The sequence below is a fragment of the Candidatus Proelusimicrobium excrementi genome (assembly GCF_937881865.1).
Classification (GTDB): Bacteria; Elusimicrobiota; Elusimicrobia; order Elusimicrobiales; family Elusimicrobiaceae; genus Proelusimicrobium; species Proelusimicrobium excrementi.
On record NZ_CALGEO010000007.1, the window covers coordinates 30,168 to 56,533 of the forward strand.

Consider the following 26,366-nt stretch of genomic DNA (forward strand, 5'->3'; position numbering starts at 1 on the left):
AATTAAAGCCGTCCGCTCTCGGCGGCAAGCTCTTTAAACATACGCATTTTTTCCAAATAGGCGGAGTTAAATTCCGCCGTTTCTAAAGGTACGCGGTAGCTCCAGTTTTCCTCTCCGACGGTGCCGGGCGTGTTTATGCGTTCCTTTTCCCCGATAATATCCTGTATGGGGAAAATTACAAAGCAGGAACCCGCGCCCATTACGCGTTTAAATATCGCGCGGTGAACTTCGTCCGTAAAAGGCACTTTGCCGTCTGTTTTTACGGCGGAAATCATTTCCCACACGTTGGCGCGCTGCCAATCGGGCATAATATCCCACCATTCGCGCAGAGTTTCCGTATCGTGCGTGGCCGTGGTGGCCAAAGACACCAAAGGATAGTTGCGCGGTTCGCGGAAGACTTCATTATCCTTTTCCCACCTGATAACTTTATATCCGGGCATGGAAATTTCCTTCATATAAGCCCTTACGAAATCCGGTATTACGCCCAAATCTTCCCCTATAGGAAGTTTGCCTGCGGAGGCTTCGCAGACGGCGGTAAGGAAGGCTTCGCCGCGTTTCTTTTGGGCGGATTCGTCTTCTATATCAAAGCGGCCGACGTCGTCGCCCGGGCCGAAAATCCAAGTCCTGAAGAAGCCGACCAAATGATCCAAACGGAAAAGATCGTAAATCTCGCACGCGCGGGCTATTTTAGAACGCCATAAATTAAAGTTGTTCTGCTCTATCGCCGGCCAATTATATGCGGGCAAACCCCACTTTTGACCGCCTTCGGAAAATTGATCCTTGGGCGCGCCTATCTCATAGCCTTCCAAATACTTGCTTTGGTTGGACCAAACGTCCGCGCTGTCAAAATTAACGCCGAAAGGAATATCGCCGAATATCAATACGCCGCACTCAGCCGCAGTCCTGCGCACGGAAGCAAGCTGAAGCTGAAGCTGCCACTGCAAATAGCTGAAGAACATCATCTGCTTATAATTGTTTACGGAATATTCCCTGAGGAAAGGCAAATCAAGTTCTTTAAGTTTCTTTTCCCAATGTTTCCAACTCGTCCAGCCCAAATTATCTTTTGCACTCCTGAAAATGCAATAAGGCACCAGCCATGAAGCGTGCTTTTGATGAAAATCCAAAAACTGTTCGTAACGCGCGGTGGAGGCTTCTTTCTCGTTCTTTAAAAAGTGCTCGTACGCCGCCCAAAGCACTTTGTATTTGGCGGATTTGATAAATTTGTAATAGACCTTTTTCTCCCCGCGCCAAAAATTGATTTCGTCCTTATACTGGTTGATTAAGGATTGGGCTTCCTCGCTTGCGGCGGCGTCGGAAACGTCTTTTATACTTATATATATGGGATCTATAGCATACGCGCTTAAAGCCGAATAAGGGCAATTTTGGCCCGGTTCGGTTTCATGTATAGGCAAAATCTGTAAAATTTTTACGCCGTAACCGCTTAAATATTCTATCCATTCCTTGAAAGACGCCATATCGCCGCAGCCCCAATCGCCGGCGCTACGCATTGAAAATAAAGGCAGCAGCACCCCCGCCTTCTTGCTTTGCAACAGACTGTTATCCTTAAGATTTAAAGACATTTTTCCCTCTTACCCTCTCTAATATAAAAAAGGCGCATTTTACCGCGCCTGAAATTTACTTCCTGGCAACCGCCTCTATTTCCACAAGCGCGCCTTTTGGCAAAGCCGATACTTGGACGGTGCTTCTGGCCGGGGGATTATCCTTAAAGAAAGAGGCGTAAACTTCGTTCATATCCGCAAAGCAGGAAAGATCCGTCATAAAAACCGTGGTTTTGAGAACATGTTTAAAATCCATTTTGCAGGCTTTGATTATTTCCCCCAAATTCTCAAGCACGCGCTGAGTTTGCGCGCGGACGTCGCCGCCGGCGAGTTCGCCCGTAACGGGGTCAACCGGCAAACAGCCGGAAATAAAAGCCCAACTGCCGTTCCTTACGGCCTGAGAGTAAGGCCCTATGGCCTTAGGCGCATTAGCGGCGGATATAGTTTTCTTTCCCATAAAAATCTCCTTATAAAAAAATCCAAACGGCGGCAAAACCGCCTTATTAATAATTAAAAGCAAAATGCGTTCACTAAAACTTTATTATATATAATTTTAAGCTTTTGCCGCTTTTAAGTCTGCGGAAGATTAAAATAAGCAAAGGCAATCTTTAATCAAAAAAAACGGACAGCCTGCCGCTAAGGCATTGCGGAATGGATTTAGATTAGGGATATTTAGATATTTTAGGCAATAAAAAACGCCTATTGGGGTATTTTTAAACAGAAAATAAAAAAGTGCCTCAATTTGGGCACAATAAAGAGTGTTTTACGTCTAAAAAAATACGCCCCCTAGGAGAATCGAACTCCTCTCACCAGATTGAAAATCTGGTGTCCTAACCGATAGACGAAGGGGGCGTATGACGCAGCTTTTAAACCGCGTTTTAAATCTTGCGCTCGGTGAGGCTCGAACTCACGACCCCCCGCTTAAAAGGCGGATGCTCTACCACTGAGCTACGAGCGCTTGAAAATCTGTTTTAAAAATCAAATAACTTCGGGATTAATCCCAACAAAAATATTTTAGCAAAATTAAATCCGCTTGTCTACAAATTTCTTAAACAATTTAATTTTGTATCGCCTGCACGGCTCTGCCGTTTTACTGGCGTATAAATATTATAGCAAAAAAACGGACGATGTAAAACTTTTTTGCAAAAATATTTTTTTATTGCGGCAAAGCGCAAACGATAAATCGGAAAAAGCAAAAATTTGACTGTCCCCCCTTAATATTGATAAATTATATTTATATATTAAATAGGGGGACCTATTATGAATAACAGAGGTTTTACTCTTTTGGAATTATTGGTGGTCGTGTTGTTGGTCGGCATACTCGGCGCGATAGCACTGCCGCAGTATTTTAACGTAGTTGAAAGGCAAAGAGCCATGGAAGCCACGGGCATTTTGTCCGCGATAGAAAAAGCCCAGGTGCGCTACTACGCCGTGAACGATTCTTATTCCACGGATTTTTCCAATATTGATTTCGACTTAAGAAGCAATAAAGGCAACGGCAACGAAAACGTAACCGGCAGCAGCTTTGATACGGAATATTTCACATATACTTTGTCAGGCGATAAAGTTGAGGCGAAAAGGGTAAACAATAATTTTACCATTACCACGACCTACGCCGTAGGCGATGACGGCGCTACCGAAACCTGCTGCACCGCCACCGGCGACAGAGCAGATATTTGCGAAATTATAAATATTAAAGAATGCGGCAGCAGCAGTTCAGGGGATTAATATATCTCTAAACCGCGCCGAACTATTCAGGTGCGGGAATCCGCCTAAAAGCGGACCGATATTTTTTTGAAGGTGTTTTTTATGGAATTTATTTTATCCGCCGTAGTGACTCTGATTTTGATTATGGATCCCTTCGGCAATATCCCGCTGTTTATAACTTCTCTTAAAAAAGTTTCGCCCGAAAGGCGGCGATTCGTTTTGCTCAGGGAGCTGGCCATCGCCACCGCCATTATGGTAACGTTTCTTTTCGCCGGCGGCAAAGCTTTGGATTTGCTGGGAATAAAGCAGTATTCCATGGGTATTTCCGGCGGTATAATTCTTTTTATTATGTCTTTAAAGCTGGTTTTCAATTCTTTGGAAGACGAATCGACCAAAAACAACCCCAAAGAAGAAGAACCTTTCATCGTGCCGCTGGCCATACCGCTTATCGCCGGGCCGGCCACGCTGAGCATGCTTTTGATTTTCTCGGCGACTCCGGGCGGGAATATCTGGCAGATTTTAATAGCGCTTTTGATAGCTTCAATAATCAACTCGGCCATACTTTTGCTGTCCTTCCCTATAAGCAATATGCTTGGCAAACGCGGGCTTATTGCCGTAGAAAGGCTGACGGGCATGTTGCTGGTGCTGATGTCCGTAAACATGGTTATGAACGGCATAGCGGAGTTTTTAAAATCATATAATTTATAATGAAAACCGAATTTGTTTTAAGGCGCAAAATAGCCTTCTTTAATATTTTTAAATGGTTTTTGGCCTCGGTTTTTATAGGCGCGGTCGTCGGCGTTTTTAACGCGATGTTTTTAAAACTGCTTTCCGCCGCGGTGGATTACACCACTTCGCATAAATATTATTTCTTCGCTTTGCCGATAGCTTTGTTTGTAGTAAACCATTTGGCGCGCAAAGTTTATCCGCACGACAAAGATTTTACCACCAACGACGCAATCGCCGCCATTAACGAAAAGCGGCCTGTATCGCTGATTTCCGCGGCGAAGGCGTTTTTCCTGCCGATAATTACAATCGCCGCCGGCGGTTCAGCCGGAAAAGAATCCCCCTGCGCCGACGTAGGCGCCGGAGTGGCTTCGTTTTGCTCGGGGCTGCTCTCTTTCAACAAACAGGAAAGACGCAAACTTATGATTTGCGGCGTAAGCGCGGGCTTTGCGGGTGTTTTCGGCGTGCCTATATCGGGAGCGCTGTTCGGCATGGAAGTTTTAAGCGTAGGCACGGTTTTCTATGAAGTTATGTTCCCGGCTTTTATTTCCGGCATAACGGCGTTTCAGGTAACGCATCTTTTCGGCGTGGAATACATATATCACCCGATGAATCTGCAGACTTTAAACATAGACAGTTCCCTCCTGCACGTTTTTTTATCCGGAATGTTTTTCGGTGCCGTAGGATTGGTGCTGATTGAAGCTTTAAAAGTTACGCAAATAATTTTCCGTTTTTTGGCCGTAAGATTCTCAAATTTTTGGCGTTGTTTTATAGCCGCCGCGCTTTTAATACTTTTGGCATTGCTGACTTCCCCCGCTTATTTGGGCCTCAGCATGGAAAGGGTCGAGGCTATTTTAGCCGGAGAGCAGGCATTGACATTCGGTTTCCTCTACAAAATATTTGCGACTTCGCTGACTTTTGCCGGCGGAGGCGTAGGCGGCCTGATTACGCCGGTGCTTTTTATCGGCGCGAACGCGGGTTATTTCTTTGCGCATATACTCGGCCTTAATACTATAACCTTTGCGGCTTTGGGCATGGTCAGCGTACTTGCAGGCGTGGCAAACACTCCGCTTGCCGCAAGCGTAATGGCGATAGAGCTTTTCGGCGCGACGATAGCGCCTTACGCCGCGGTTTCATGCATAGTAAGTTTTTTGGTTACCGGGCGCAGAAGCATTTTTTCAAAACAGCATTTTACTTTTGACAAAAACCTCTCCGAGGACGATGAAACTTCCTGCGAACGCCAAAGCGTGGCCCAGTTGGAAACGACCCTCAAGAAAAAGAATTTTATCCTTTCCAGCGTAAGGCATTTGATCCCGGATATGAAGAATTTTGAAATTCCCCTCCCGGAAAGCAAGAAAAAGCGGAAAAAGAACAAGCGCGCCTTACCCCGGGAAAATCAGACACCGTCCGCCCCAAAACGCCAAGAAGCCGAAATAAAACCGCAAGAAGACGCGGCAAAAACAAAAAAGCGTTTTTCTTTCCTCAGCCATTTAACGCTGAACCCGGGCGGCAATGAAGAAGACAAAACGAAACATGAGTAATTTTAAAGAGTTGGACGAATTTAAAAAACTTGAAGAGGTTAAAGAACTTTCCGCGCTTTGGTTTTCTTTGCCGCAGGCGGTAAGATTTATAATAACCGGCGGATACAACACCGCCGTGGGTTATATATTGTTTATTGCGGCCTTGTATGTTTGCGGCAAAAGCCAAACGGGCGTTCAGGCGGCTTTGCTGATTTCTTATATTTTATCTTCCTTTAACTCTTATTTGGCGCAAAAATTTTTGGTTTTCAGGACGAGAGGCAATTACGTAAAAGAATATTTTAAAGCCTTAAGCGTATGGGCGGCGGGATATGTTATAAACGCCGTTTTGCTCTACCTGCTTACAAAACAGCTGAATATACACCCATACGCCGCGCAGGCTTTAAGCGTTTGCTGCGTTACGATTTTTACTTATATACTTTTTAAATATTATTCCTTCAGGAGGTCGGCCGAATGAAAGACTTGACGATTTTAGTTCCCCTTTTAAACGAAGAAGAAGCCATAGAGTTGTTTATCCATGCGACGCGCCCGGTGCTTGACGGGCTTAATTTAAGCTACAAATACCTTTTTGTTGACGACGGCTCAACCGACAAGACTTTGGACATTATAAAATCTTACGCCGCCAAGGAAGAAAACATAGATTATATAAGCCTTTCAAGAAATTTCGGCAAGGAAGCCGCTTTGCTCTGCGGCATAAAAAAGGCCGGCACAAAAGCCGTTATCCCAATGGATATAGATTTGCAGGATCCGCCGGATTTAATACCGGCCTTCGTCGAGAAATGGAAAGAGGGATATAATATGGTCTTAGGCGTAAGGAAAAACCGCGACAGCGACTCTTTCCTTAAAAGATTTTTTTCCACCTGGTTTTATAAAGTGCATAACTTTTTTGCCAGAAGGCCAATCCCGGAAAACACCGGGGACTTCCGCCTTCTGGATGAAAACGTCGCCCAAGCCATACGGCAAATAAACGAAAGCACTTTATTTATGAAAGGGCTTTTCAACTGGACGGGATTTAAGACGGCTTCCGTCGAATACGTCCGCCCGGAAAGAAGCGCGGGGCAGACAAAATGGTCTTACTGGAAATTATGGAACTTCGCTTTAGACGGTATTTTTAACGCAAGCACCATTCCGTTAAGGCTGTGGACATACTTCGGCGCGGCGGCGGCTTTGCTTTCGTTTTTATATGCGTCATTCATAGTGCTAAAAGTGCTGATATTCGGCAAAGACGCGCCCGGCTACGCATCTTTGGCCGTGCTGATTTTGTTCTTCGGCGGGGTTCAGCTTATGTCCATAGGGATTTTAGGCGAATATATCGGCAGAATATTCTCAGAAGTAAAACACCGCCCGGCTTATATTATAAAAGAGGAAAAACTTAATGATTAACCGTTTTAAAAATATTCCAAAAAAAGTTTGGACCGCGTGGGGGCTTCTCTTTTTGGTTTATATGCTGTTTATATTCATATGTTCTTATTTATATCCGTACGGCGCGGACGAATATATTTTAAAGCAGGATAATATTTTTGACGCTTTGCGCCATTACGGCCTTTCCTATATGACGGAAAACGCCCGCATAGGCCTTATCGCCAACAATATAATACTCTGCTTGGGCAAATGGAGTTTTTTACTGCTTAATCCTATGATGCAGGTTTTGTGGGTTCTTTCCTTTTTCTTTCTTATATATTTGCGCGCGCCGGATTTTAAAACCTTAAAAGATTTCCCCGCCGTTTTGCTTATAGCGGTACTTTCGGTATTTGCCGTCGCCCAGCCCGACAATACCCTTTTTTGGATAGGCGGAGCCTGCAATTACAGCTGGAGTTTTCTGCCTTTTCTTTGGATTACGGCTTGGCTTCGTTTGGAATATAAAAGCAAAGGCGCGCTTGATTTAAGCCGAAAAGGAATATTTTTTCTGTTTATTTCGGCTTTCGCGCTCGGCATGGGCAGCGAAAACGCCGGCCCGCTTACCATGGGCCTTACGGTTTGTTTTGCCGCCGCCGCGCCTTTTATGAAAATCAAACTAAAAACTCATTTTTATTTTATCGCCTTTGGATTGGTTTTGGGGCTGGCGGCTTTATTCGGCGCGCCCGCCATGTGGAACAGATTAAACAGTGATATTTTTGCCTATTTTACAAATTCCTCTCTGCAGGAAAAACTGCTTTGGCACATATCGCATATACATTTTTATATTAAAGCCGTATTTATGATACCCGCTCTCTTATTTTTGGCTTTGCTTATCTGCGCCTTGGACAAGGACAAACCTCTTGTTTTTAAGAATGAAAATTATATGCTCAGCCTTATATTTTTTCTTTCCTCATGGCTGCTAGCCTTTGTGCTTTTTGCCGTGCCTTTTATAACGGGCAGATGCTTTTATACGGCTTCCGCGGCGGCTTTGATTTCTTTAATGTTCATGCTGGAATACTTGCGGGAAACATATAAATTTAAAGCCGTGAAATACGCTTCCATGCTGGCTTTAGGCGCGGCTTTGGCCTTTACGCCCGTTTTTATTTATCCTTACGTTCATCTGCACAAGCAAGACGTTCAAAGGCTGTCCGCCATTGAAAAAGCTCAAAAGCAAAACAAAAAAAGCATATTTATAATGCCTTATAAATATTTAAAAGGCCCAAACGCCAACCTTACCATAATGTATTATGACCCGGTCTTCGGCTTTTTGGGTTACCCGGCTTATATCGGCATGGCGATACAAACCGACGAAAGCAAAGAAATTTCTGCGGTTTATATGTTTTCAAACCCGAATATAATCTGATATGAAAAATATAAATAAAAATATTATCTGCTGGTGCGCGGCCTTGGGGCTCTACGCCTTGTTTATTTTTATATTCTCATATTTGTATCCTTACGGCGCGGACGAATACCAATATGCTCATAACAACTTTAATCTGCTGACGGCTTTTAAAGCTTACGCGGAATCTTATGTTACCAATAACCCAAGAATAGGCTTCTTAATTTATTCCGTTTTATTGGCTTTGGGGCGGTGGAGTTTTTTACTGTTAAATCCGCTCTTGCAGCTTACATTGGTTTTATCCGTTTTCGGCCTTATATATATGCGCGCGCCGGATTTTAAAACGCTTAAAGATTTGCCGGCGTTTATTCTTATTTCCGTAATGAGCGTACTTTTTATCGCCAAGCCGGATAATACGCTTTTTTGGCCGGGCGGAGCCTGCAATTACAGCTGGGCGGTCATACCGTTTATATGGCTGATGATTTTCCTAAAATATATTTACGAAAACCGGCGCGTTCCGAAAGTAAGCAAAGCAGGATATCTGTTAATAGTTTTTACAGCCTTTATTTTGGGCATGACGAACGAAAATAACGCCCCCGCCGCTTTGCTGACGCTGTGCGTTTTCACGCTGTTATGCTTTAAAGCAAAAATAAAAATAACCGCTCCGCTTAAGATAATCTTCCCCGCGCTGATTGCCGGTATGGCGGTAATGTTCCTTGCGCCGGGTTCTTATAAAAGAATGGATATATCCCTAATAAGCTTTTTTAAGCAAGCGCCTTTGCTTACAAAAATAATTTGGCATATCCCCAAAATGCACGATATAACGGTCAGTATGCTGCTGCTGCCGGTGTTCATACCGCTTGTTATGTTCATTGAAGTATTGGCGAAAAAAACTCAGGCGTTTAAAAACAATGATTTTATTTACGCCGCCCTCAGCTGGGCCTTGGCGTTTATTTTGGCCTCAGTGCTCTGCATGGCCCCAATTATGAGGACAACAAGGCCTTTCTATTCGGCTTCGGTTATGGTAATGATCTCTTTTATATTCCTGCTTAAATATTTTGACGCGGTTTATAAAACGAAACTGATACGCTGCGCGGCTTGGCTCTCCGCCGTCGTTTTTGCCCTTATGCTGCCGCTTTTTGCCCAGCCTTATATTTCCCTTTACAAACAAGATAAAATAAGAGCCCGCTATATAGAAAAAGCCAAAGCGAAAGGCGCGGACAAATTGTATCTTAATCTTTATATTCCGACGGGCGGGCCGTGTTCAAACCTCCAGCTGCTGTATTATGATTTGGCAAAGCATTGGAAGGCTTCGGAGTATCTCGGCGCGGAAGTGATTATAATCAAGCCGGAAAAAGAAGGCCTTAAAATATTATAAAAACCGGCTTTGATTGCCCGGGCTCCTCAATCCATACGGCCCGGCGGAATTTAAACCGACGCAAAAAATCCCCCTTCAAAAAATGAAGAGGGATTTTTAAATCGCATCTGGCGCGGTTATTTTAAATACTCATTTTCAAGTTTATTGTACTTTTGAACCACGGCCCTGATAAACTTCCGTTTATTGTTATAAGGCCCGTGGAAGAAGCTTCCCTTAAACCCGGCGATGACTATATTTCTCAGTTCGCGTTTGGTAAGGCTGATATTGCTGCATAAAAGTTCCAGCTCTTTAGTAACGGTGGTATTGGAAACCAATCTGTTATCCGTGCAAATGCTTACGGAAAGCCCGTTCTTAATCATCTGTTTTACGGGGTGATTGGAAACTTCCTTAATAAAAGGCAGGGTTTGCAAATTGCTGGTAATGCAGACTTCCACGCCTATACGCTCGTTGGCGATATAGGCCGCCAAATCTTCCACATACTGTTTTTTGTTTTTTACGTTTTTATCCTGTATCGCTTTATAATCAAACATCAAAGTGCCGTGGCCGATGCGGTTGGCGTGGCATTCCGTAATAGCCTGGAAAATGCTTTCCGGGCCGTAAGCTTCGCCGGCGTGCACCGTTTTGCGGATAAAAGCTTCATGGACGTGCTGATAAGCCTTCCAGTGATGTTCCGCCGGGAAACCGGCTTCCTGCCCGGCCAAATCAAACCCGACTATCGGCAGGCCCTCTTTTTTCAGCAGGACAGCTATGCGCGCCAGTTCAAGGCTGGCTATGGCAAAGACTTCATCGTCTTTTGCGTGCGCCAAAACCTGAAACATATACCCGTAATAAGGGGACATATCTTTATTGAAACTCCTCATCGCGCAAACTATTATGCCGAAGTGAAATTCCACATCCGCCCCGGATTTTACGGCGGAGGAATTATTGTGTTCCGCCGCGGCGCGGGCCAAACATTTTACGGTGGCGCGGACGGCGTCTTCCGGCCTTAAATTTTTGGAGCAATGCTGCTGCGGCGCAAAGCGCACTTCTATATATCTTACGCCTTCGGCGATATTATCCTGCGCAAGTTCATAGGCTATACGCTCTATATTTTCGGCGTTTTGCATTACCGCCACGGTATAAGAAAAGCCTTTAAGATATTCGCCCAAGTTTTTATACTTATCCTTAAAGACGGCCTTTCTAAGCCCGTCTTCCGTATAAGCCGGGAGGGTTACTTTTTCTTTTTTGGCAAGTTCTATAAGCGTTTTAAGCCTTAAAGAACCGTCCAAATGCAGATGCAAATCCGATTTGGGTATTTTAAGCAAAAATTCTTTGGGGAAAGCCGTCATTACTTCCACCTCCACTCCTGGCCTTTGGGCGTATCTTTAACCGCTATGCCCAAAGCCGAAAGTTTATCTCTGAGTTCGTCCGAAGTTTTAAAATCTTTTTTTGCTCTGGCTTCTTTACGCAAAGCCAAAAGTTCTTCCGCCTCTTTGGGAAGCGGCTTTTGCGCTTCTTCCTCCAGCAAAGAAAGCCCTAAAAAGCCGTCGGCGTATTTAAGGAAATCCAGCTTATCCGCGGCTGCGGCGCGGCTTTTTACAAACTCCCACAAAACGGCCAAAGCCTTGGAAGTGTTCAAGTCGTCGTCCATAGCTTCTTTGAAAGCCGTCTTTGCGGCGTTAAGACCGGCTTCGTCCTGTATTTTGCCGTCCGTTTCGGCTTTAAGCGCGGCTATCCTTTCCATAAGGCCAAGACGCGTATTGCGCGCAAAAGTCAAAGCCTCGTAGGAAAATTCCAGCTGAGTTCTGTAATGCGCGCCCAAGCATAAATATCTATAATCAAGCGGGCTGTAACCCTTTTCCTTAAGAGTTTGAACGGTAACAAACCCGCCGGAAGATTTGGACATTTTCCCGTTTGTCATTATCAAAAATTCCCCGTGCACCCAATAGCGCACGTATTTTTTGCCGGTAGCGCCCTCAGCCTGGGCTATTTCATTGGTGTGGTGGATGGCCACGTGGTCTATGCCTCCGCAATGAATGTCAAGCGTGTCGCCCAAATATTTCATCGCCATGGCGGAACATTCTATATGCCAGCCCGGGAATCCGACGCCCCAAGGGCTGTCCCACTGCATTTGACGCTGTTTATCCGTAGGGGAGAACTTCCAAAGGGCGAAATCGCTGGCATTGCGTTTTTCGTCGTTAAAATCCACGCGCGCGCCGGTTTTAAGCCCGTCGATATGTGCGCGCCCTACCAAATTGTGATAAGAAGGGAATTTTGAAGTATCGTAATAAATTCCGTCGGAAGTTTTATAAGTGTAACCCTTTTCTTCCAATTTTTTTACAAGGGCTATCATCTCCTTGATATGTTCCGTCGCGCGCGCCGTAACGGTGGGGCGCCTGCAGTTTAGGGAGTCGAAATCCTCAAAGAATTTGCCTTCGTAGAACTTGGCGATGTCCCACGCGCTTTTGCCTTCGCGCGCCGCGCCGAGCTCCATTTTATCTTCCCCGCTGTCCGCGTCGGAAGTCAAATGCCCTACGTCGGTTACGTTCATAACATGCTTAACGGGCATATCGGCTGATAAAGTTCTTACAAGCAAATCTTCAAAAATGTAAGTGCGCAAATTGCCGATATGCGCGTAATTGTAGACGGTCGGCCCGCAGCAGTACATCGTGGCGAAATCCTTATTTAAAGACGTAAAAGCGTCTTTGTTTTTGGTAAGTGTATTATAAATTTTTAGCATTTTCTTTTTCCTTGGCGTACTCTACAGGTATTTGGCTGAAGAAATAATCGCAAACCGCTTTGCCTTTGGCGGTGGCGAAACTCTCGCTCAAAATACATTGTACGTCCATAACGGAAAGCGGATTGACCGTTCCGGCCGGGCTCATGGCGTAAGTAAAACCGTCCGCCCTGTAATGGGAAAACGCCGTCCCGTAAGCGGAATCCAAAGCGGTTTGGAACATTTCCATTTCTTTATAGCCGGCGTCTTTGCCCAAAGAAATTTTCTTTGAAGCCATAACCACCACGGCTTCCCCGTAGGAACTGTTTACGCTTTCAACAACGTCTTCTTCCGTTATTTCCAACGGTGTGGCGTAAGGATCTTCTATATCTTCTTCCCCGACGGTTTCATCAATATATTCAATCTGGGTTTGATTTTGCTGCTCTTTGCGCTGCTTTTCGTATTCTTCGTAGCTTATGCCGTTGTATTTTTTATAATTTTTTTGGTTATAGCTGGTACATGCGCCCAAAAGCACCGCCGCGCAAAGTAAAGACAAGATTGTTTTAATCATTAGTTTTGGCTCCTTAAGTTTACTGTTACCGCGGCATAGCAGGCGATAGCCTCCCCGCGGCCTATTTCGCCCAAGCCTTCATGGCTTTTGGCTTTAAAGCTGATGTTTTCCAAACCTATGGCGAAAATCTCGTTAAGGGATTTCCTGACGGCGTCATAATGCGGACGCATTTTAGGTTCTTCCGCCACGACAGTGGCGTCAATGTGGGTTATTTCCGCGCCCTTTTCTTTAAGCACTTCCAAAACCCTTTTGGCTATTACTACGCTTGATATCCCCGCGATTGAAACATCCGTCGGCGGATAAAATACGCCTATTTCGCCCGCGGCTATTGCGCCCAAAGCCGCGTCGCATATGGCGTGAAGCACGACGTCCCCGTCGCTGTGGCCCAAAAGGCCTTTGTTGTGTTTTATTTCGATGCCGCCCATTATCAACTTGCGGCCTTCGGCCAAGCGGTGTATGTCAAAACCGAAGCCGAATTTTATTTTTGTCTGCATAATAAAGCCTCTGCGATAATTAAATCTTCCGGAGTGGTTATTTTAATGTTTTCATACTCGGAAGGAACCACTCTCACTTTTACGCCCAGCTTTTCAACCAGCTGGGATTCATCCGTGGCGTCTTTAAAAGAGCCGTATTTTTCCATGGCGAGCCTTAACGTCGCGCCGTCATAGCACTGCGGAGTCTGCGCCGCCCAAAGCAGGCTTCTGTCAAGCGTTTTTTCTACAAAACCGTCTTTGACTTGTTTTATAGTGTCTTTAACGGGGACGCAAAGCACGGCCGCGCGATATGTTTTAGCCGCGGCAAGGCAGGCTTTGACGCTCTGCGGGCTTACCAAGGGGCGCGCGCCGTCGTGGACGGCTATCAAATCGGCCCCACCCAAAGCTTTAAGCCCGTTTTGAAGGGAAAGTATTCTGCTTTCCCCCGGCAAAGCGTGTATAAGGCCGGGGAAAAGCGAGGAAACTTCCTTAAAATTTTCTTCCGTAGTAACTACGACTATTTTGCTTACGGAAGCGACGGCGCGCAAAGCCTCTATACTGCGGACTAATACCGCCTTGCCCGCTATAGGAAGCATTTGTTTTGGGCGGCCCATTCTGCTGCCTTGGCCGCCGGCCAATATAATCGCGCCGGTAATATCCATTTTAGTCCTGTTTTATTTTGGCGAAAATCATTCTTCCGGCCGAAGTCTGCAAAATGGAGTAAACGGAAACTTCCGCCCTTTTGCCGATCCATTTCCTGCCGTCTTCCACAACGACCATTGTTCCGTCGTCAAGGTAAGCTATGCCCTGTTCCTTTTCCTTGCCTTCTTTCATAACGAAGAGGGACATGTTTTCCCCCGGCAAGACAACCGGTTTAAGGGCCGTAGTCAAATCGCAAATATTAAGCACGGGGATATTGTCTATCGCGGCTTCCTTGTTGACGTTAAAATCTATCGTAACGATTTCCCCTTTAAAATATCCGGCCAAAGAAACAAGCTTTTCCGGGGTGGTTTCGCCTTCCGGCGCTTTGGAAGTAATCTTTACGGGAACGGATTTTAATTCCTTTAAGCGGGTTACGATATCAAGCCCGCGTCTGCCTTTGGCTTTCTGCAAAGGATCTTTTGAAGAAGCCGCGGCGTTTAATTTTTCCAGCACGAACTGGGGGATTACTATAACTCCGCCCAAAAAGCCGGTTTCGCAAAGGTCAACGATTCTTCCGTCGATAAGCGCGCTCATGTCGGCTATTTTTATATGGCGGCCTTTTTTGGCAAGGCCTTCAAGTTCGGTTGCGCGGATAATGGTTAAGAAACCGCCCATTACCGTCAGCACCGCGGCAAAAATTATATGATACTTCTGCCAGTATTCAATGATATCGGGCACGGTCATGTGAGCCACGGTATAATCCATAAGGATATACAGCATATAACCTACCAGCGCGCCGAAAATGCCTATCATCGCGCTTAAGAACCTGATACTGCTTAAAAAATGCTCCGCCATTACGAGTATAACTCCGCAAAGAAAGCCCATAAAAATACTGTGGGCGTCCTGAGCGATAAAAGCGTACATCAAGAAAGGGCAGCCTATCAAAGCCGAAACCCTAAATATCCACAACGGCATAAAATAATCTCCTCGGAGAGTTAAAATCCCCTTTACGCCCCCTCTCCATAAGGCATAAGGGTATACAAATATATTTTACTATTTTTTATAGGGAAAATACGTCTAAAAACAGACGCGGCGCAAAACGCTTTTTTATTAAACCGGACGCCGTAAATCCAAAGTTTATAAAACGCGCGCCGAAATGTTAAAAATTCCCCGCCTTTTAAGACGGGGAAAAATTAAAATAAAATGCGGCGGGCTTAATTAAACTTTCATTTTTTTGATATCATTTACCATTTTTAATCTTAAAGATTAATCTTCTTCTCCAGCCTCTTCGTCATCAAAGCAGAACAGCGAAAAATATTCACCGCCGGCTTCTTCCAAATAAGCGTAATAGGCGTCATCATCCGGGCATAAATCGGCCGAGCCGTACTCCTCTTTCATACGCGCGTCCGCATATGCTCTGCACCAAGCGTCAAAATCAGGCTTTTTCATAAAATCACCTCTCCTTTAATATAAAAAAGGCTGACGGCAAGCCGCCAGCCTTCCAAAACCTACTTCCTCTGCCCGCCGATATTGTGCACAATTCTGTCGTCGCCGTCATGTTCCTTAATATGAACATGGATAATATCGTCATCAGCTGTAACTACGGTTTTGCCGATATAATCAGCCATTACCGGGATTTCTCTGTGGCCTCTGTCCACCAAAACCATAAGTTCAACTTTGCGCGGACGACCGCAGTCCATAATGGCGTCAAGCGCGCAGCGCACCGTGCGCCCGGTATAAAGGACGTCGTCAACTATAACTATGTTTTTGCCGTTAATGTCAAAACCGATATTGGCGGCTTTCATTTGAGGATCGGCCGCGACGGTGGTAAGATCGTCGCGGTAGAGGGTAATATCAAGTTCGCCCAAGGGCAGTTTAATACCGGAAAATTTTTCGATTTTATCCTGAAGTCTCTTGGCTATATGCACGCCGCGCGTTTTTATGCCGACGAGGCACAAGTCTTTGGTGTCTTCGTATCTTTCGAGGATTTCATTGGCGATTCTATCCAAAATACGGCTCATCAAAGCTTCACTTACGATATCTTTTTGCATGGTTAAATCTCCTGAACATAAAAAAACCGCACCTGTAAAGCGCGGATTATATAAATAAAAAGGCGGCCGTTTTCATACGGAACACATAACAAAGCGTTTTAAGTTTCATGGCTCGCCTCCGATATTTTATTATATCATTATTTTTTGACTTGGCGCGCGGCGGGCTTCTTATTAAGGCCGATATCGGAAAGCCCGCTTATAAAAGCGTCGTGAACTTCGTCCACTTGGCGCATTCTTCCGTAATAGTTGTTTACCAGCGAACAAAAAACTATTCTGCGCCCGGCGTAATCGCTTGTATAACCGGCCACCGCGCGGACCCTGTCCAAAGAACCAGTTTTAACAAAAGCTCCGTAAGCCGCGCTGCTGTACTTAAGCCGCCTGGACATCGTCCCGGCGTCTTCAGGATCGCCTGCGACGGGTAAAGTGTGCATAAAAGTTTCGCCGTAAGGTTTTTCCAAAACCTTTTCCAGCATTTCAACCGTCATTTTACAATCGATTATATCGTCTCTGGAAAGGCCGCTCCCGTCAAAAACGTCAAAGTTGGAAAAATCTATTTCCATACTTTCAAGGAATTCTTTTACCTTCCTTACACCCTCACCCGCACTGCCGGAGCCGCCCCCGTAAGCGCTTAAGCTCCTTAAAATAGTATCCGCGTACAGATTAAAACTGCGTTTATTGGTGTACTCCACAATTTCTTTTAAAGAGGGCGAAAAATAACTGAAAAGCAAAGTTTTATCTTCATAAGTTTCGGGCGAATTTAATAGGGCGGCCCCTTTTACCTGGATTTCGTTTTCCTCCAAAGCGCGCTTAAAATAATCCGCCATAAAAGCAGCCGGGCTTGGCATTGCGGCCGATATTTTTACTGGAGCCGAAGTTAAAGGGACGGAGCCGAATATCTGCACTTCCGCGCTGGCCGGAACAAAATTTACGAAAGTGTTTTCCCCTCTGACCGCCGCACTGCCTTTTACGTAACTTTGCAAACTTAAATTGGACATTTCCGGCTCGGTCTTAAGTATTTCGGCTTTAGCGCCGTCTTCGGAAACGGGGGCGAAATAAATCTCGTAAGAATTATCGCGTACGCTGAGGCCGTCGCTCGGGGCGGCGTAATAGTTGCCTATGTTTTGATAACTGGTTCGCCAAGGCAGAAGCACGCCGCTGAAAACGGAATTATCAACGTAAATATTGCCTTGTATTTTGCTTATGCCGGCTTCCTTAAACCGATCGGCCCAGCTTTTGGCCAAAACGGGCAAATCGGGCACGGACGATAAACGCGCGGAGCCCAGCGTCGGATCGCCGGAACCTTTAATATAGACGTCGCCAACAAGTTTTTTGCCTTTGATTTCCCCGCTGTAGTAAATTTTGGTTTCAAAGGTAAAATCGGGGCCGAGCAAATCAAAAGCCGCGGCGGTGGTAAAAAGCTTAAGTACGCTTGCGGGGGAAAGGCGCAAAGACGGATTTATGCTGACGATTTCCTCCCCGCCGGCATATTTTGCATATGCGGAAAACTGCGCGTTTTTTAAAGTTTCGCTTCCGTCAAAAACGGAAGATATTTCCGGGAAAGTTTCGGCAAAAAGACACAACGGCGCAAAAAGAAGGCTTAAAAGCAGAAAGGCGGTTTTCATAACACCTCCGCAAGATTTAGTTTACCCAAGGATACCATTTATCCCTGTCGCGCATCGATATGACGGCGCAGGCGATTATGAGTATTTTGCTGTCGATTGCTTCGGGCTTGTCGATTTCGCAGGTAAGTTTGGTAAAAATGTTCTTTTCATACTTGACCCCGCCGGAAGATTCCACCCGCCCTTTAATGACGTATTCCGTCCTTAAAAATCCGCACAGGTGCCCGCAGCATTTGCGAAGCAAAGCTTTAATAAGGGAAGCTTCCCTGATAAGCGCGATTATTTCCTCCCCGGAGTAGACCGTCCAGCGGCGGGTAAGGCGGAAACGGTCGCGGCTGATGCGGAAGATTATGGCGTTCTTGGCGTTGGCGACGGCGTATTCCTCTTTAAATACAGAAAATCCCTGCCGCACGCAGCGGAAAGCCAGGGAGCCTCTGTCGCTGTAAAAATAAAATTTTGAGGCGAAAAGGAAAGTCGTCAAAACGCCGGCGCAAAATATCAGCAAACCGAAAACGGAAAACAAAGAACACAAAGAAAGCGCGGTGTTTATAAGCACGGGATGAAGTTTTACGTAATTACCCGTTATCAGGAAAATAAACAAAACTTTCAGCAGGAAAAAGAACAAAGCCGAAGCCAGCCCGAGCCCGGTAAAAATCCCGCCCCAGCGCGGAGAAGTCGTTATAAAATTATTTCCCTGATTATCATAAAACCTGAAGAACAAATCCGGCGAACCGTAAAATCTTTTGCCGCGTACCGGGTAAACGGAGCGCGGATTTGAATGCGCGCGAACGGGCTTCGCCGGGAAAAATAACCGCAGGGCGAAAAGGCACACCAACAGCAAAACGTAAACCATTACCGCAACCAGCAACCCCCCGGCCCAGCCGGCGGATTTTAAATTAATTTTTACTTTTGCTTCCTTGGCTTGGAGTTTCGGCGTTTCTTTAATGTTTTTGGGGGCTTCGCCCAAGGAGGAATCTTCGTCGTTTAAAATGGCGGAGACTTCTTCCTCAACCAAAGGCTGTTCGTCGATTGAGATATCCCCCATTTGCAAATCGGTCATTTCCGCGGCGGTATCCGCGCCGGCAAACTCAACCGGCTTGGGCGCGGGAGAAATAAAAGAAAGTATCAAATCCGCTTCAACATAAGGCAGGCCTTTTATTTCCACTTTGTAAGCTTTGGAATCGGCCAAAAAATATCCGTAAGTAAAATCCGATCCGCCGCCGGTAAAATTGAATGAAAGCAAAGGATCGGAAGTGGAAAACTCCGTCCTTTTTATAGTTTCGCCGGTATAAGTGTTTACCAGTATTTTAAACTTTTTGGATTTTGTGGAAGATATGTCCTTTTTTATCGCGCTTTCAAGGCAGGCCAAATCCGAGCATTTTTTTAAAGCGTCTATTTGAAAAGTCGCCTTTCCGTTTTTCGCGTAGAGAACCGCGCCTTTTTTGGAAGACGTCTTCCAATCGGAAGGAAGATCTATCGTAAAGGCTTTGTCAGGCGCGGAAAACAAGGCCGCGTCCGCCGCAGAAGAACACGGCAAAAGCAAACACGCGCACAAAAACAGTTTTAAAAGGCGCTTACTTACCATATCTATATTTATTATATAATATACTAAAGAGCATTTACACAAGAGGAAAGTCATAAAATGGAACTTGTACAGAAGATAAAAAATGTAATTTCAAAGGAACTTTCCGCTATAATCGGCGGGGCCCTGTTTATAGCTTTACTTTCCAAAATAGCTATGTTTTTGCCTTTTAACCCTGTGCCCGTAACAATGCAGACGCTGGCCACACTTTTGGTGGCGGCCGCACTCGGCAGAAAAAGCGCGCTTTCCGTGCTTACTTATATAGCCATGGGCCTTATGGGCCTGCCGGTGCTGAACGCCGGTATGTTTACGGCCGGCTATCTTTTGGGCTTTGTGATAGCGGCTTATTTTATAGGTTATTTGTTTGAAGCGAAAATAGTAAAGAACGTTTATACCGCTTTCCTGGCTTTTACCGCCGGCGAACTTATAATCCTTACCACCGGCAGCCTTTGGCTTATGATGCTTACCGAACACGCCTTCGCTTTGGGTTTCTATCCCTTCCTGCTCGGAGGACTTTTTAAAGTTTGTTTGGCTACTTACATAACCAAAAAAATCAAAAAGTGGTAAACAGCCTAATTTAAAAAATATCCCCCGGTTTCAGGCCGGGGGTTTTTGTTTGTATAAAAGGAGCAAGAGCTTATTTAGTTATGTCGATATTGCGCCATTTTCCGCTGAAGAACCTCCAGCCCATAATTATGCCTGTAAGCCACGCGTAAGTTGTAATCCAACTCCACGCCGCGATTATTCCCCCGCCGAAAACGCCTACTATCAGCCAGCTGCCCAATACAAGCAATATTCCGCAAAAAGTCATGGCTTTCATATGGAATTTGGTGTCGCCCGCGCCTCTTATCGCGTCGCCGAAGCAAAGATAAGTCAAATCGCCCCAAGTGAAAATGCAAAGCAAATGCAAAAGCGGAACCGTTTGCCGCTGGATAAGGCGCATATCTTCGGTAATTACATTACCCTCAAAAAAGCCCGTAAAGAAGTGCGGGAAAAAGTAAAAAGCCGCGGTTATGCAAATAACGTAAAACGCCCCGGTTTTTAAAGCGGTCTTTGTGGTTTTTACGCCGAAATCCGGCTGTTTGCGCCCTACATACTGCCCCATAAGTATCTGCGTGGCTATAGCCAGCCCCATAAGGGGCATAAACACTATGGACTGCAAAGTCATCACGATATTGCTGGCCGCCAAAGATATTTTGTCGATATTGCCGACAAAGAAAGCAAACACCGAAAAGGAAAAAATATCCATGGCAAAGCCAAAGCCGTTAGGCAAGCCGTATTTAATCAGCCTCCAAGCGGCCTGCTTATTAAAGCCGAACAACCGCCCCAACTTAAATTTGGAGTTAATCTTCGGGCTGAATAAAATGCAAAAGAAAATAACCGTTACGCTGACGCCGCTTATCACGGTAGACCACGCCGCCCCTTTTATACCCATTTCCGCAAAGCCGTACTTGCCGAATATCATTACGTAGGAGAGCAATATATTAAGGATATTTCCTATAATATTGACCGTCATCGTAACCGCCGTTCTGCCCTGCCCGCTGAAAAACCCTGCCAAAGCGTTGTTTACTATAGTAATGCCGCCAAACAAAGTTAAAATGGTAAAGTACTGCTTTTCCAAAATTTTAACTTCCGGCGCATGGTCGGAAAGCCCTATAAGGAACAGGCCCAGCGGCACCAAAGCCGCTATAATCACGCCGAAAAACGCCCCGACCAAAACGCCCTGCCACAAAGCCACGCTGAGCCTGGCGTAACGTTTTTGCCCGTAATAATTCGCCACGAATACGCTGGTGTATCCGCAGGTGCCCATAAAAAAAGACACCATTGAAAAAGAAATCAAACCCGCCGGCAGACATGCGGCCAAAGCGTCGGCGGAATACCAAGAAAGGAACATTCTGTCCGTAAACTGCATTAAGCTGGCCGACGAGGTTGTTATTATCAAAGGGATTGCAATCCTAAGCAGCAAACCGACGGAACCGGGTTTATCGCTTTTCAAAATTTTAAATACGTTAGACACCTTTTCACATCCTCGGCAAACGCAAAAAAACCTCAGCAACCAAAGGCTGCTGAGGTTTTAGTCAAAAAAGTGTTTTATTTCTTTGAGACTTTTACAGCCTTAGGACCCTTTTCGGATTCTACGACTTCAAAGGTTACTTCCTGACCTTCAGCTAAGGTTTTGAAACCGTCGCCTTGAATTTCCTGATAGTGTACAAAAAGATCTTTTGAACCGTCTTCAGGGGTTATGAAGCCATAACCTTTTTGATCATTAAACCACTTTACTTTTCCGTTTGCCATTACATTTACTTCCTTGTTTATTAACTTTAAGTCTCAAAGAGACGTAGAGGATTTTATCCTCCCTTAAATTATACAATAAATAATATAATTTTGCGCTTATTTGGAAAAATATGAAAACAAAAAAACTTTTTAAACGCGCCGCGCAAGGCTGCGCCACCGTCTTAAAACAGCTGGGGCTGCCCGGCAAAAAATACGGATATTACACGCCGTATCCCTACGCAAACGACAATTGCCGCAGGCCGGATTTATATCCGCTTAAATCCGTAAAAGCCGTTTTGGAAAAAAACATTAACGCATTTGAAGCTCTCTGCCGCGAAGCCGAAAATTACAATCAAATTTTTGAAACTTTCAAAAAAAGTTCAAAGCTGACTCCGCTTGCGCCGCGTTTTAATCAAGACTGGTTCTGCGGCGTCGACGGCGCAATGGCTTACACTTTGGTAAGGAAACTAAAACCGGCAAAAATAGTGGAAGTCGGCACCGGGTTTTCCACCCGTTTTTTGGCGCAGGCCGTCAAAGACGAAGGTTTGAACACGCTTTTATATTCCGTCAATCCAAAAGAACTGCACGGGGAATCAAAACTCTGCAGTAAGTTTTTTAACTGCACTTTGGATAAAGTGCCCCTGCCTTTGCTTTGCGATTTAAAAGCCGGGGATATTTTATTTATTGACGCATCCCACCTGTTTATGCCCGGAACGGATTTGGAAGTTCTGCTCCTTCAGGTTTTGCCGGCTCTGCCCAACGGGGTTTATATACACTTTCATGATATCTTCCTGCCGGATGATTACCCCCAAGACGAAGACTGGCTTTGGTGGGCTTTTAACGAGCAGGCCTGTTTGGCGATTCTGCTTACCTCTGGCGGTTATAAGCCCGTCTTCCCGAGCGCGTATTTAAGGAAAGAACACCCCGAACTGTTAAATAAAATCTTTGCGCCGTGCCACCCGCGCGGACATGAAAGCAGTTTTTGGATAGTCAAAAGCCAAGCGGCCGATATTCAGCAAAAGCCGTAAATTATATATAATTTAGAATTAAGTTAAGTAACAGAGGTAAAAAAGATGTCAACGATAGCATGCGTCCCCAACATTTCGGAAGGACGCGATAAAAAAGTCATTAAAGCCATAGTCGACGCCGTAAAAAACAGCGCCGATATTCAACTTTTGGGCGCCGAAAGCGGTTATGACGTAAACCGCACGGTAATAACTTTTGCCGGCACCCCGCAGGAAGTAAAAAAGGCGGCCTTTGCCTGCATTAAAAAAAGTTATGAGCTTATTGATATGTCCAAACATCACGGCAAGCATATGCGCCTTGGCTGCGTTGACGTCTGCCCTTTCATACCGATAGCCAAAGCCGATATACAAGAATGCGTGGAAATAGCGCAGGATTTGGGGGCGCAAGTCGGCGCGGAGCTGGGCGTACCGGTTTATTTATACGGCTATGCGGCAAGCACTTTGGCGCGCAAAGATTTATCTTATATACGCAGCGGAGAGTATGAACACCTGGCCATAAAACTGCAGAACACTCCGCCGGACTTCGGCCCGAACGCATATAACGCCACGGTAAAAAAATCCGGCGCGATATCAATAGGCGCAAGGAACTGCCTTATAGCCTATAACGTCAATTTGGATACCAAAGACGTGTCAATCGCCAAAGAAATAGCCGCCGTAATCCGCGAAAGCGGCAAGAATCACAGCGGCACCGGCATTTTAAAAGCCGTAAAAGCAATAGGCTGGTATATAGAAGAATACGGCAAATGCCAAATTTCAATGAATTTGGAAGACTATAAAAGAACGCCTTTATACGTGGTTTACGAAACTTGCGTCGCCGAAGCAAAAAAACGCGGCGTTAAAGTAACCGGCAGCGAAATCATCGGCCTTGTAACCAAGGACCTTATGCTGGATACGGCCAAGTTCTACCTTAACAAAAAAGGCAAAATAACCATGGGAATGCCGATGAAGGACGTTATCAACGAAGCCGTGGTCAACCTCGGGTTGGACGAACTTCGCCCTTTCAACATGAACGAGCGCATTCTTGAGTTCAAACTTAAATCAATGAACGCCTGATATGAAAATACCGCAAAGCTTTTTACCCTCTTCCACCTTTGCCGCCGGCCCGGCGCAAGGCTTGGAAGAGGTGCGCGAAACTGCGCTTGCGGAAACTTTTTTTGAAAGACGCCACAGAACTCCGTTTATAACGCAGGAACTATACAAAAAGACCGCGCTTGATTTAAAAAAATTATTCAAGCTGCCAAAAGATTATTTGGTAATTTTCTTTCCGGGCGGAGCGACGGCCGCCATGGACGCCGTGGCGTGGAGCTTAAACGAAGGAAGCGTATCGGGCTTAAATTTGGGGGCGTTTTCGGAATTATGGAACAAAAAAATATGCGGGGCCTTGCCGCCCGACGTAAAAAAAGATTTCGTAGATTTTGATTATAAAAACCCGGAAAGCGCAAACAAACTGAATGCAAAGTCCTCTTTGGTTTTGCTTACCCCTAATGAAACTTCCACAGGCCTTGCTTTGCCGGATATATTATTAAAAGAAATATATGCGCGCAAAGGTAAAAACACTCTCGTCGCCTGGGACGCGACCTCCTGCGCCGGGGCAAGAGCTCTGCCCGTGTGCTTTGACGTAATGCTCTTTGCCGGGCAAAAAGCTTTCGGCGCGCCGGGCGGAACCTGCGTGATTTTTTTAAGCCCCGCGGCCGTAAAACGCGCTTTGGCCGCCGAGCGCAAAAAAGAAATCCCGTATTTTTTAAATTTGTCCCGCGCGGTGCAAAAAGCCTTAATATTTCAGCCTTTTAACACTCCTTGCAATACTACGATTTGGGCGATAGGGAAAGCCTGCGCTTATATGTTAAAGCGCGGCGGACTGAAAAATATGCAGGCGCTGACGCTTGAACACGCGGAAACGGTTTTAAATTATGCTCAAAAAAGCCGGTGGCTTAAACCGCTTATAGAAGAAGAAAAATACCGCTCTTTTACCACTCTGACCTTAAAAATAGCCGACCCTGACATTAAAGACTCGCAAATAAACAAAGCCTTAGCCGCAATGAAGCGGGCGAACCTTATCGACGGGATAGAAAAATATTCTTCCGTAAAAGAAAATTCTTTAAGGATAGGCTGCTTTCCATTTATCGACGCAAAGGGCTGTACTCAATTTAAGAAGCTGTGCCGCACTTTGGACTTTATTTATAAGGAACTTAAAAAAGTTAAAAAATAATGCCGTCCAAAGCCAAAGCCAAGTCGGCGTATTTGCGGGGGCTGAGTTCTTCGGCGCGGGCGGATATTTTAACTCCGGCTTTTTGCAAAGCCGCCCCAAGCAAATCTTTATCTTTTTTGAAGACTTCGCATAAAGCGTTAAGTACTGTTTTGCGCCTGTAAGCGAAAACGGATTTCACCAACTCCGTAAAATCTTTTTTATGCTTTGCGGATTTAAATTCTATTTGGCCCTTGGGCATAATAAGCAGGACTTCGCTGTCTACTTTCGGCGGAGGATTGAAACTGCCCGGGCTTACGCGGCATATGCTCCTTGCCGAAGCCGAAGCCTGAAACAAAACCGATAAAGGCCCGTAATGTTTGCTTTCCGGCTTAGCCGTTAAACGCTGAGCCTGTTCGCGCTGGAACATAAAAACGGCCGCGTGCAAGCCGGGCGCGGACAAAACTTTAAGCAGTATTTCCGCCGCGTCTATATAAGGCAAATTGCTGACAAATGTTACCGGGCTTTCGGGAAGGAACGATAAATCCTCTTTCAAAAAATCATTGTTTTTTATTTCAACTTCCGCATATTCGGGAAGATTGTTCTTAAGATAATCGGCCATTTCAGGGTCGATTTCAATTAAAGTAAAATTGTTTACCCCGCGTTCCAAAAGGGCCGTCGTTATCGCGCCTTTGCCGGGGCCGATTTCAACCAAAGCCCCTTCCATGTTGTCTATAACCGCATCGGTTATTTTATCTATTATTCCTTTGTTTACCAAAAAATGCTGGCCGTATTTACGCATAATTATTTTTCACTCAACAATATATTTTTATTTTCCAAAGCTATTTTATTTTCCGAGTTAAACTGAAGCGTTTTTTCATATTCCTTAAGGGCTTCGTCTTCTCCGCCCAAAATTATATAGGCGGTGCCGCGCCCCAAAAGAGCAAGCTCCCGCAAAGTTTTATCATTGGTTTTAAGCCCGGCGGAGTACGCCTGCGTAAACGCTTCCAAAGCTTCTTTTCCTTCCCCTAAAGTAAGAGCGGAAAGCCCTGCTATAAGCCAATCGCGGCCGTCGCCGCTTTTAAGCCTGGACGAAATTTCTTGGCCGACTTCCTTTACGTATTTAACCCAGCCTTTTCCCGCAACCCACAGGCCCATATCATTGCCTACCATATAAGGATTATAAGCGGCTTTGGTATTTGCGTTGGAGTTATTTTTTAAGACGGAAGTATCATTAACAACCGCGCCGCCGCGTATCGACATTTGCACATTATAATCCTTGGAAGCGTTTTCAAGAACTTCGTTTAAGCCTTTAAAAATTCTCTCCAAATAGTCCTTGCGTTCTTGCTCGGTCGACGGCCTTAAAGAAAACGATCTGCTGAAAGAGCGCGTAAGGGCCTGCTTTTCCGCCGCTTCCAAAGAAGCCTGCAGCCTTGAAGGAGCGGCTATCGGCCTTGAAGCGCTTTCCGAGGGTAAAGCCTCCGATAATTCGGACGGGCGAAGCTTAGGTTCAAGATTAATTTCCAAATCTATATTTACCGGTTTATCGGCCGGAATGCGCTCCAGCCTTTTTTTGAAGCTTTCAAGCTGCCGGGACGGGGACG

27 protein-coding genes and 2 tRNA genes are annotated in these 26,366 nt (G+C 45.5%); 11 read left to right on the forward strand and 18 right to left on the reverse strand.

All coding sequences use genetic code 11. The features are described from left to right. Positions 1–2: 2 nt before the first annotated feature. The 4 genes from malQ to ACQY26_RS00285 all read right to left on the reverse strand — a co-directional run bounded on the left by malQ (position 3) and on the right by ACQY26_RS00285 (position 2,517). Entirely contained in the window at positions 3–1,580 is a 1,578-nt protein-coding gene (gene malQ, locus ACQY26_RS00270) for a 4-alpha-glucanotransferase (protein WP_428047084.1), read from the reverse strand. A gap of 55 nt (positions 1,581–1,635) precedes the next feature. Beyond that, the gene (locus tag ACQY26_RS00275) at positions 1,636–2,016 is read right to left on the reverse strand and encodes a RidA family protein (protein WP_428047085.1); all 381 of its coding nucleotides are present in this window, start codon (positions 2,014–2,016) and stop codon (positions 1,636–1,638) included. A gap of 323 nt (positions 2,017–2,339) precedes the next feature. Next, positions 2,340–2,411 (reverse strand) — tRNA-Glu (locus ACQY26_RS00280). 34 nt (positions 2,412–2,445) lie between these two features. Beyond that, positions 2,446–2,517 (reverse strand) — tRNA-Lys (locus ACQY26_RS00285). A gap of 302 nt (positions 2,518–2,819) precedes the next feature. Here ACQY26_RS00285 and ACQY26_RS00290 point away from each other — a divergent pair. The 7 genes from ACQY26_RS00290 to ACQY26_RS00320 all read left to right on the forward strand — a co-directional run bounded on the left by ACQY26_RS00290 (position 2,820) and on the right by ACQY26_RS00320 (position 9,645). Next, a complete protein-coding gene (locus ACQY26_RS00290; RefSeq protein WP_428047086.1) occupies positions 2,820–3,287 on the forward strand; it encodes a type IV pilin protein in 468 nt (155 codons plus the stop codon). 81 nt (positions 3,288–3,368) lie between these two features. Continuing rightward, positions 3,369–3,974 (forward strand): MarC family protein, encoded by a 606-nt coding sequence (locus ACQY26_RS00295; RefSeq protein ID WP_428047087.1) that lies wholly within the window; start codon positions 3,369–3,371, stop codon positions 3,972–3,974. Then, a complete protein-coding gene (locus ACQY26_RS00300; RefSeq protein WP_428047088.1) occupies positions 3,974–5,533 on the forward strand; it encodes a chloride channel protein in 1,560 nt (519 codons plus the stop codon). The genes ACQY26_RS00295 and ACQY26_RS00300 overlap by 1 nt, the downstream gene beginning before the upstream one ends. Next, positions 5,526–5,987 (forward strand): GtrA family protein, encoded by a 462-nt coding sequence (locus ACQY26_RS00305; RefSeq protein ID WP_428047089.1) that lies wholly within the window; start codon positions 5,526–5,528, stop codon positions 5,985–5,987. The genes ACQY26_RS00300 and ACQY26_RS00305 overlap by 8 nt, the downstream gene beginning before the upstream one ends. Next, complete coding sequence (locus ACQY26_RS00310) at positions 5,984–6,913, forward strand: glycosyltransferase family 2 protein (protein ID WP_428047090.1); 930 nt, start codon at positions 5,984–5,986, stop codon at positions 6,911–6,913. Before ACQY26_RS00305 ends, ACQY26_RS00310 begins: the two co-directional genes overlap by 4 nt. Next, on the forward strand, positions 6,906–8,291 hold the full coding sequence (locus ACQY26_RS00315) for a DUF6056 family protein (RefSeq protein WP_428047091.1): 1,386 nt from the start codon (positions 6,906–6,908) through the stop codon (positions 8,289–8,291). Before ACQY26_RS00310 ends, ACQY26_RS00315 begins: the two co-directional genes overlap by 8 nt. Position 8,292: 1 nt before the next feature. After that, positions 8,293–9,645, forward strand: a complete 1,353-nt coding sequence (locus tag ACQY26_RS00320; RefSeq protein WP_428047092.1) for a DUF6056 family protein — start codon at positions 8,293–8,295, stop codon at positions 9,643–9,645. A 116-nt stretch (positions 9,646–9,761) separates the two neighbouring features. Here ACQY26_RS00320 and ACQY26_RS00325 read toward each other — a convergent pair whose 3' ends face one another. The 10 genes from ACQY26_RS00325 to ACQY26_RS00370 form a co-directional block, all read right to left on the reverse strand. After that, positions 9,762–10,973 (reverse strand): adenosine deaminase family protein, encoded by a 1,212-nt coding sequence (locus tag ACQY26_RS00325; protein WP_428047093.1) that lies wholly within the window; start codon positions 10,971–10,973, stop codon positions 9,762–9,764. Next, complete coding sequence (gene cysS / locus ACQY26_RS00330; RefSeq protein WP_428047094.1) at positions 10,973–12,364, reverse strand: cysteine--tRNA ligase; 1,392 nt, start codon at positions 12,362–12,364, stop codon at positions 10,973–10,975. The genes ACQY26_RS00325 and cysS overlap by 1 nt, the downstream gene beginning before the upstream one ends. After that, positions 12,348–12,911 (reverse strand): hypothetical protein, encoded by a 564-nt coding sequence (locus ACQY26_RS00335; RefSeq protein WP_428047095.1) that lies wholly within the window; start codon positions 12,909–12,911, stop codon positions 12,348–12,350. Before ACQY26_RS00335 ends, cysS begins: the two co-directional genes overlap by 17 nt. After that, positions 12,911–13,405, reverse strand: a complete 495-nt coding sequence (gene ispF, locus ACQY26_RS00340) for a 2-C-methyl-D-erythritol 2,4-cyclodiphosphate synthase (RefSeq protein WP_428047096.1) — start codon at positions 13,403–13,405, stop codon at positions 12,911–12,913. Before ispF ends, ACQY26_RS00335 begins: the two co-directional genes overlap by 1 nt. Further along, the gene (ispD, locus tag ACQY26_RS00345) at positions 13,390–14,046 is read right to left on the reverse strand and encodes a 2-C-methyl-D-erythritol 4-phosphate cytidylyltransferase (RefSeq protein ID WP_428047097.1); all 657 of its coding nucleotides are present in this window, start codon (positions 14,044–14,046) and stop codon (positions 13,390–13,392) included. The genes ispF and ispD overlap by 16 nt, the downstream gene beginning before the upstream one ends. A gap of 1 nt (position 14,047) precedes the next feature. Then, positions 14,048–15,001 (reverse strand): PIN/TRAM domain-containing protein, encoded by a 954-nt coding sequence (locus ACQY26_RS00350; RefSeq protein ID WP_428047098.1) that lies wholly within the window; start codon positions 14,999–15,001, stop codon positions 14,048–14,050. A 291-nt stretch (positions 15,002–15,292) separates the two neighbouring features. Continuing rightward, on the reverse strand, positions 15,293–15,475 hold the full coding sequence (locus ACQY26_RS00355; RefSeq protein ID WP_428047099.1) for a hypothetical protein: 183 nt from the start codon (positions 15,473–15,475) through the stop codon (positions 15,293–15,295). A 59-nt stretch (positions 15,476–15,534) separates the two neighbouring features. Continuing rightward, positions 15,535–16,077 (reverse strand): bifunctional pyr operon transcriptional regulator/uracil phosphoribosyltransferase PyrR, encoded by a 543-nt coding sequence (pyrR, locus tag ACQY26_RS00360; RefSeq protein WP_428047100.1) that lies wholly within the window; start codon positions 16,075–16,077, stop codon positions 15,535–15,537. Between the two features lie 137 nt (positions 16,078–16,214). Next, positions 16,215–17,699 (reverse strand): D-alanyl-D-alanine carboxypeptidase/D-alanyl-D-alanine endopeptidase, encoded by a 1,485-nt coding sequence (dacB, locus tag ACQY26_RS00365; protein WP_428047101.1) that lies wholly within the window; start codon positions 17,697–17,699, stop codon positions 16,215–16,217. Between the two features lie 16 nt (positions 17,700–17,715). Further along, entirely contained in the window at positions 17,716–19,281 is a 1,566-nt protein-coding gene (locus ACQY26_RS00370) for a hypothetical protein (protein ID WP_428047102.1), read from the reverse strand. A gap of 57 nt (positions 19,282–19,338) precedes the next feature. On the opposite strand from ACQY26_RS00370, the gene ACQY26_RS00375 reads away from it, so the two are divergent. Further along, positions 19,339–19,845 carry a biotin transporter BioY gene (locus ACQY26_RS00375; protein ID WP_428047103.1) on the forward strand — a complete coding sequence of 169 codons (507 nt, stop codon included), beginning with the start codon at positions 19,339–19,341 and terminating at the stop codon, positions 19,843–19,845. Positions 19,846–19,915: 70 nt separating this feature from the next. Here ACQY26_RS00375 and ACQY26_RS00380 read toward each other — a convergent pair whose 3' ends face one another. Both ACQY26_RS00380 and ACQY26_RS00385 read right to left on the reverse strand, forming a co-directional pair. Then, positions 19,916–21,295 carry an MATE family efflux transporter gene (locus tag ACQY26_RS00380; protein WP_428047104.1) on the reverse strand — a complete coding sequence of 460 codons (1,380 nt, stop codon included), beginning with the start codon at positions 21,293–21,295 and terminating at the stop codon, positions 19,916–19,918. A gap of 74 nt (positions 21,296–21,369) precedes the next feature. After that, entirely contained in the window at positions 21,370–21,573 is a 204-nt protein-coding gene (locus ACQY26_RS00385; protein ID WP_428047105.1) for a cold-shock protein, read from the reverse strand. Positions 21,574–21,683: 110 nt separating this feature from the next. Between ACQY26_RS00385 and ACQY26_RS00390 the strand changes: the two genes are divergently transcribed. From ACQY26_RS00390 to ACQY26_RS00400, 3 genes are read left to right on the forward strand one after another with little or no spacing between them, the layout of a single operon-like run. Then, positions 21,684–22,580, forward strand: coding sequence for a class I SAM-dependent methyltransferase (locus ACQY26_RS00390; RefSeq protein ID WP_428047106.1), 897 nt, complete (start codon positions 21,684–21,686; stop codon positions 22,578–22,580). 45 nt (positions 22,581–22,625) lie between these two features. Then, on the forward strand, positions 22,626–23,630 hold the full coding sequence (gene ftcD / locus ACQY26_RS00395; protein ID WP_428047107.1) for a glutamate formimidoyltransferase: 1,005 nt from the start codon (positions 22,626–22,628) through the stop codon (positions 23,628–23,630). A gap of 1 nt (position 23,631) precedes the next feature. Beyond that, a complete protein-coding gene (locus tag ACQY26_RS00400) occupies positions 23,632–24,786 on the forward strand; it encodes an aminotransferase class V-fold PLP-dependent enzyme (protein ID WP_428047108.1) in 1,155 nt (384 codons plus the stop codon). On the opposite strand, the gene rsmA is transcribed toward ACQY26_RS00400, so the two are convergent. Together rsmA and ACQY26_RS00410 are read right to left on the reverse strand one after the other, a co-directional pair. Continuing rightward, on the reverse strand, positions 24,776–25,564 hold the full coding sequence (rsmA, locus tag ACQY26_RS00405) for a 16S rRNA (adenine(1518)-N(6)/adenine(1519)-N(6))-dimethyltransferase RsmA (protein WP_428047109.1): 789 nt from the start codon (positions 25,562–25,564) through the stop codon (positions 24,776–24,778). The genes ACQY26_RS00400 and rsmA overlap by 11 nt on opposite strands. A 2-nt stretch (positions 25,565–25,566) precedes the next feature. After that, on the reverse strand, positions 25,567–26,366 hold an 800-nt coding region (locus ACQY26_RS00410; protein ID WP_428047110.1), incomplete at its 5' end, for a hypothetical protein.

Coding starts and splice junctions, on each gene's coding strand:
- cysS (WP_428047094.1), bottom strand. CDS start 12,364: ATGCTAAAAATTTATAATACACTTACCAAAAACAAAGACGCTTTTACG.
- pyrR (WP_428047100.1), bottom strand. CDS start 16,077: ATGCAAAAAGATATCGTAAGTGAAGCTTTGATGAGCCGTATTTTGGAT.
- ACQY26_RS00390 (WP_428047106.1), top strand. CDS start 21,684: ATGAAAACAAAAAAACTTTTTAAACGCGCCGCGCAAGGCTGCGCCACC.
- ACQY26_RS00290 (WP_428047086.1), top strand. CDS start 2,820: ATGAATAACAGAGGTTTTACTCTTTTGGAATTATTGGTGGTCGTGTTG.
- ACQY26_RS00315 (WP_428047091.1), top strand. CDS start 6,906: ATGATTAACCGTTTTAAAAATATTCCAAAAAAAGTTTGGACCGCGTGG.
- ACQY26_RS00300 (WP_428047088.1), top strand. CDS start 3,974: ATGAAAACCGAATTTGTTTTAAGGCGCAAAATAGCCTTCTTTAATATT.
- ACQY26_RS00310 (WP_428047090.1), top strand. CDS start 5,984: ATGAAAGACTTGACGATTTTAGTTCCCCTTTTAAACGAAGAAGAAGCC.
- ACQY26_RS00305 (WP_428047089.1), top strand. CDS start 5,526: ATGAGTAATTTTAAAGAGTTGGACGAATTTAAAAAACTTGAAGAGGTT.
- rsmA (WP_428047109.1), bottom strand. CDS start 25,564: ATGCGTAAATACGGCCAGCATTTTTTGGTAAACAAAGGAATAATAGAT.
- dacB (WP_428047101.1), bottom strand. CDS start 17,699: ATGAAAACCGCCTTTCTGCTTTTAAGCCTTCTTTTTGCGCCGTTGTGT.
- ACQY26_RS00385 (WP_428047105.1), bottom strand. CDS start 21,573: ATGGCAAACGGAAAAGTAAAGTGGTTTAATGATCAAAAAGGTTATGGC.
- ACQY26_RS00295 (WP_428047087.1), top strand. CDS start 3,369: ATGGAATTTATTTTATCCGCCGTAGTGACTCTGATTTTGATTATGGAT.
- ACQY26_RS00375 (WP_428047103.1), top strand. CDS start 19,339: ATGGAACTTGTACAGAAGATAAAAAATGTAATTTCAAAGGAACTTTCC.
- malQ (WP_428047084.1), bottom strand. CDS start 1,580: ATGTCTTTAAATCTTAAGGATAACAGTCTGTTGCAAAGCAAGAAGGCG.
- ftcD (WP_428047107.1), top strand. CDS start 22,626: ATGTCAACGATAGCATGCGTCCCCAACATTTCGGAAGGACGCGATAAA.
- ACQY26_RS00400 (WP_428047108.1), top strand. CDS start 23,632: ATGAAAATACCGCAAAGCTTTTTACCCTCTTCCACCTTTGCCGCCGGC.
- ACQY26_RS00275 (WP_428047085.1), bottom strand. CDS start 2,016: ATGGGAAAGAAAACTATATCCGCCGCTAATGCGCCTAAGGCCATAGGG.
- ACQY26_RS00355 (WP_428047099.1), bottom strand. CDS start 15,475: ATGAAAAAGCCTGATTTTGACGCTTGGTGCAGAGCATATGCGGACGCG.
- ACQY26_RS00320 (WP_428047092.1), top strand. CDS start 8,293: ATGAAAAATATAAATAAAAATATTATCTGCTGGTGCGCGGCCTTGGGG.
- ACQY26_RS00335 (WP_428047095.1), bottom strand. CDS start 12,911: ATGATTAAAACAATCTTGTCTTTACTTTGCGCGGCGGTGCTTTTGGGC.
- ispF (WP_428047096.1), bottom strand. CDS start 13,405: ATGCAGACAAAAATAAAATTCGGCTTCGGTTTTGACATACACCGCTTG.
- ACQY26_RS00370 (WP_428047102.1), bottom strand. CDS start 19,281: ATGGTAAGTAAGCGCCTTTTAAAACTGTTTTTGTGCGCGTGTTTGCTT.
- ACQY26_RS00325 (WP_428047093.1), bottom strand. CDS start 10,973: ATGACGGCTTTCCCCAAAGAATTTTTGCTTAAAATACCCAAATCGGAT.
- ACQY26_RS00350 (WP_428047098.1), bottom strand. CDS start 15,001: ATGCCGTTGTGGATATTTAGGGTTTCGGCTTTGATAGGCTGCCCTTTC.
- ispD (WP_428047097.1), bottom strand. CDS start 14,046: ATGGATATTACCGGCGCGATTATATTGGCCGGCGGCCAAGGCAGCAGA.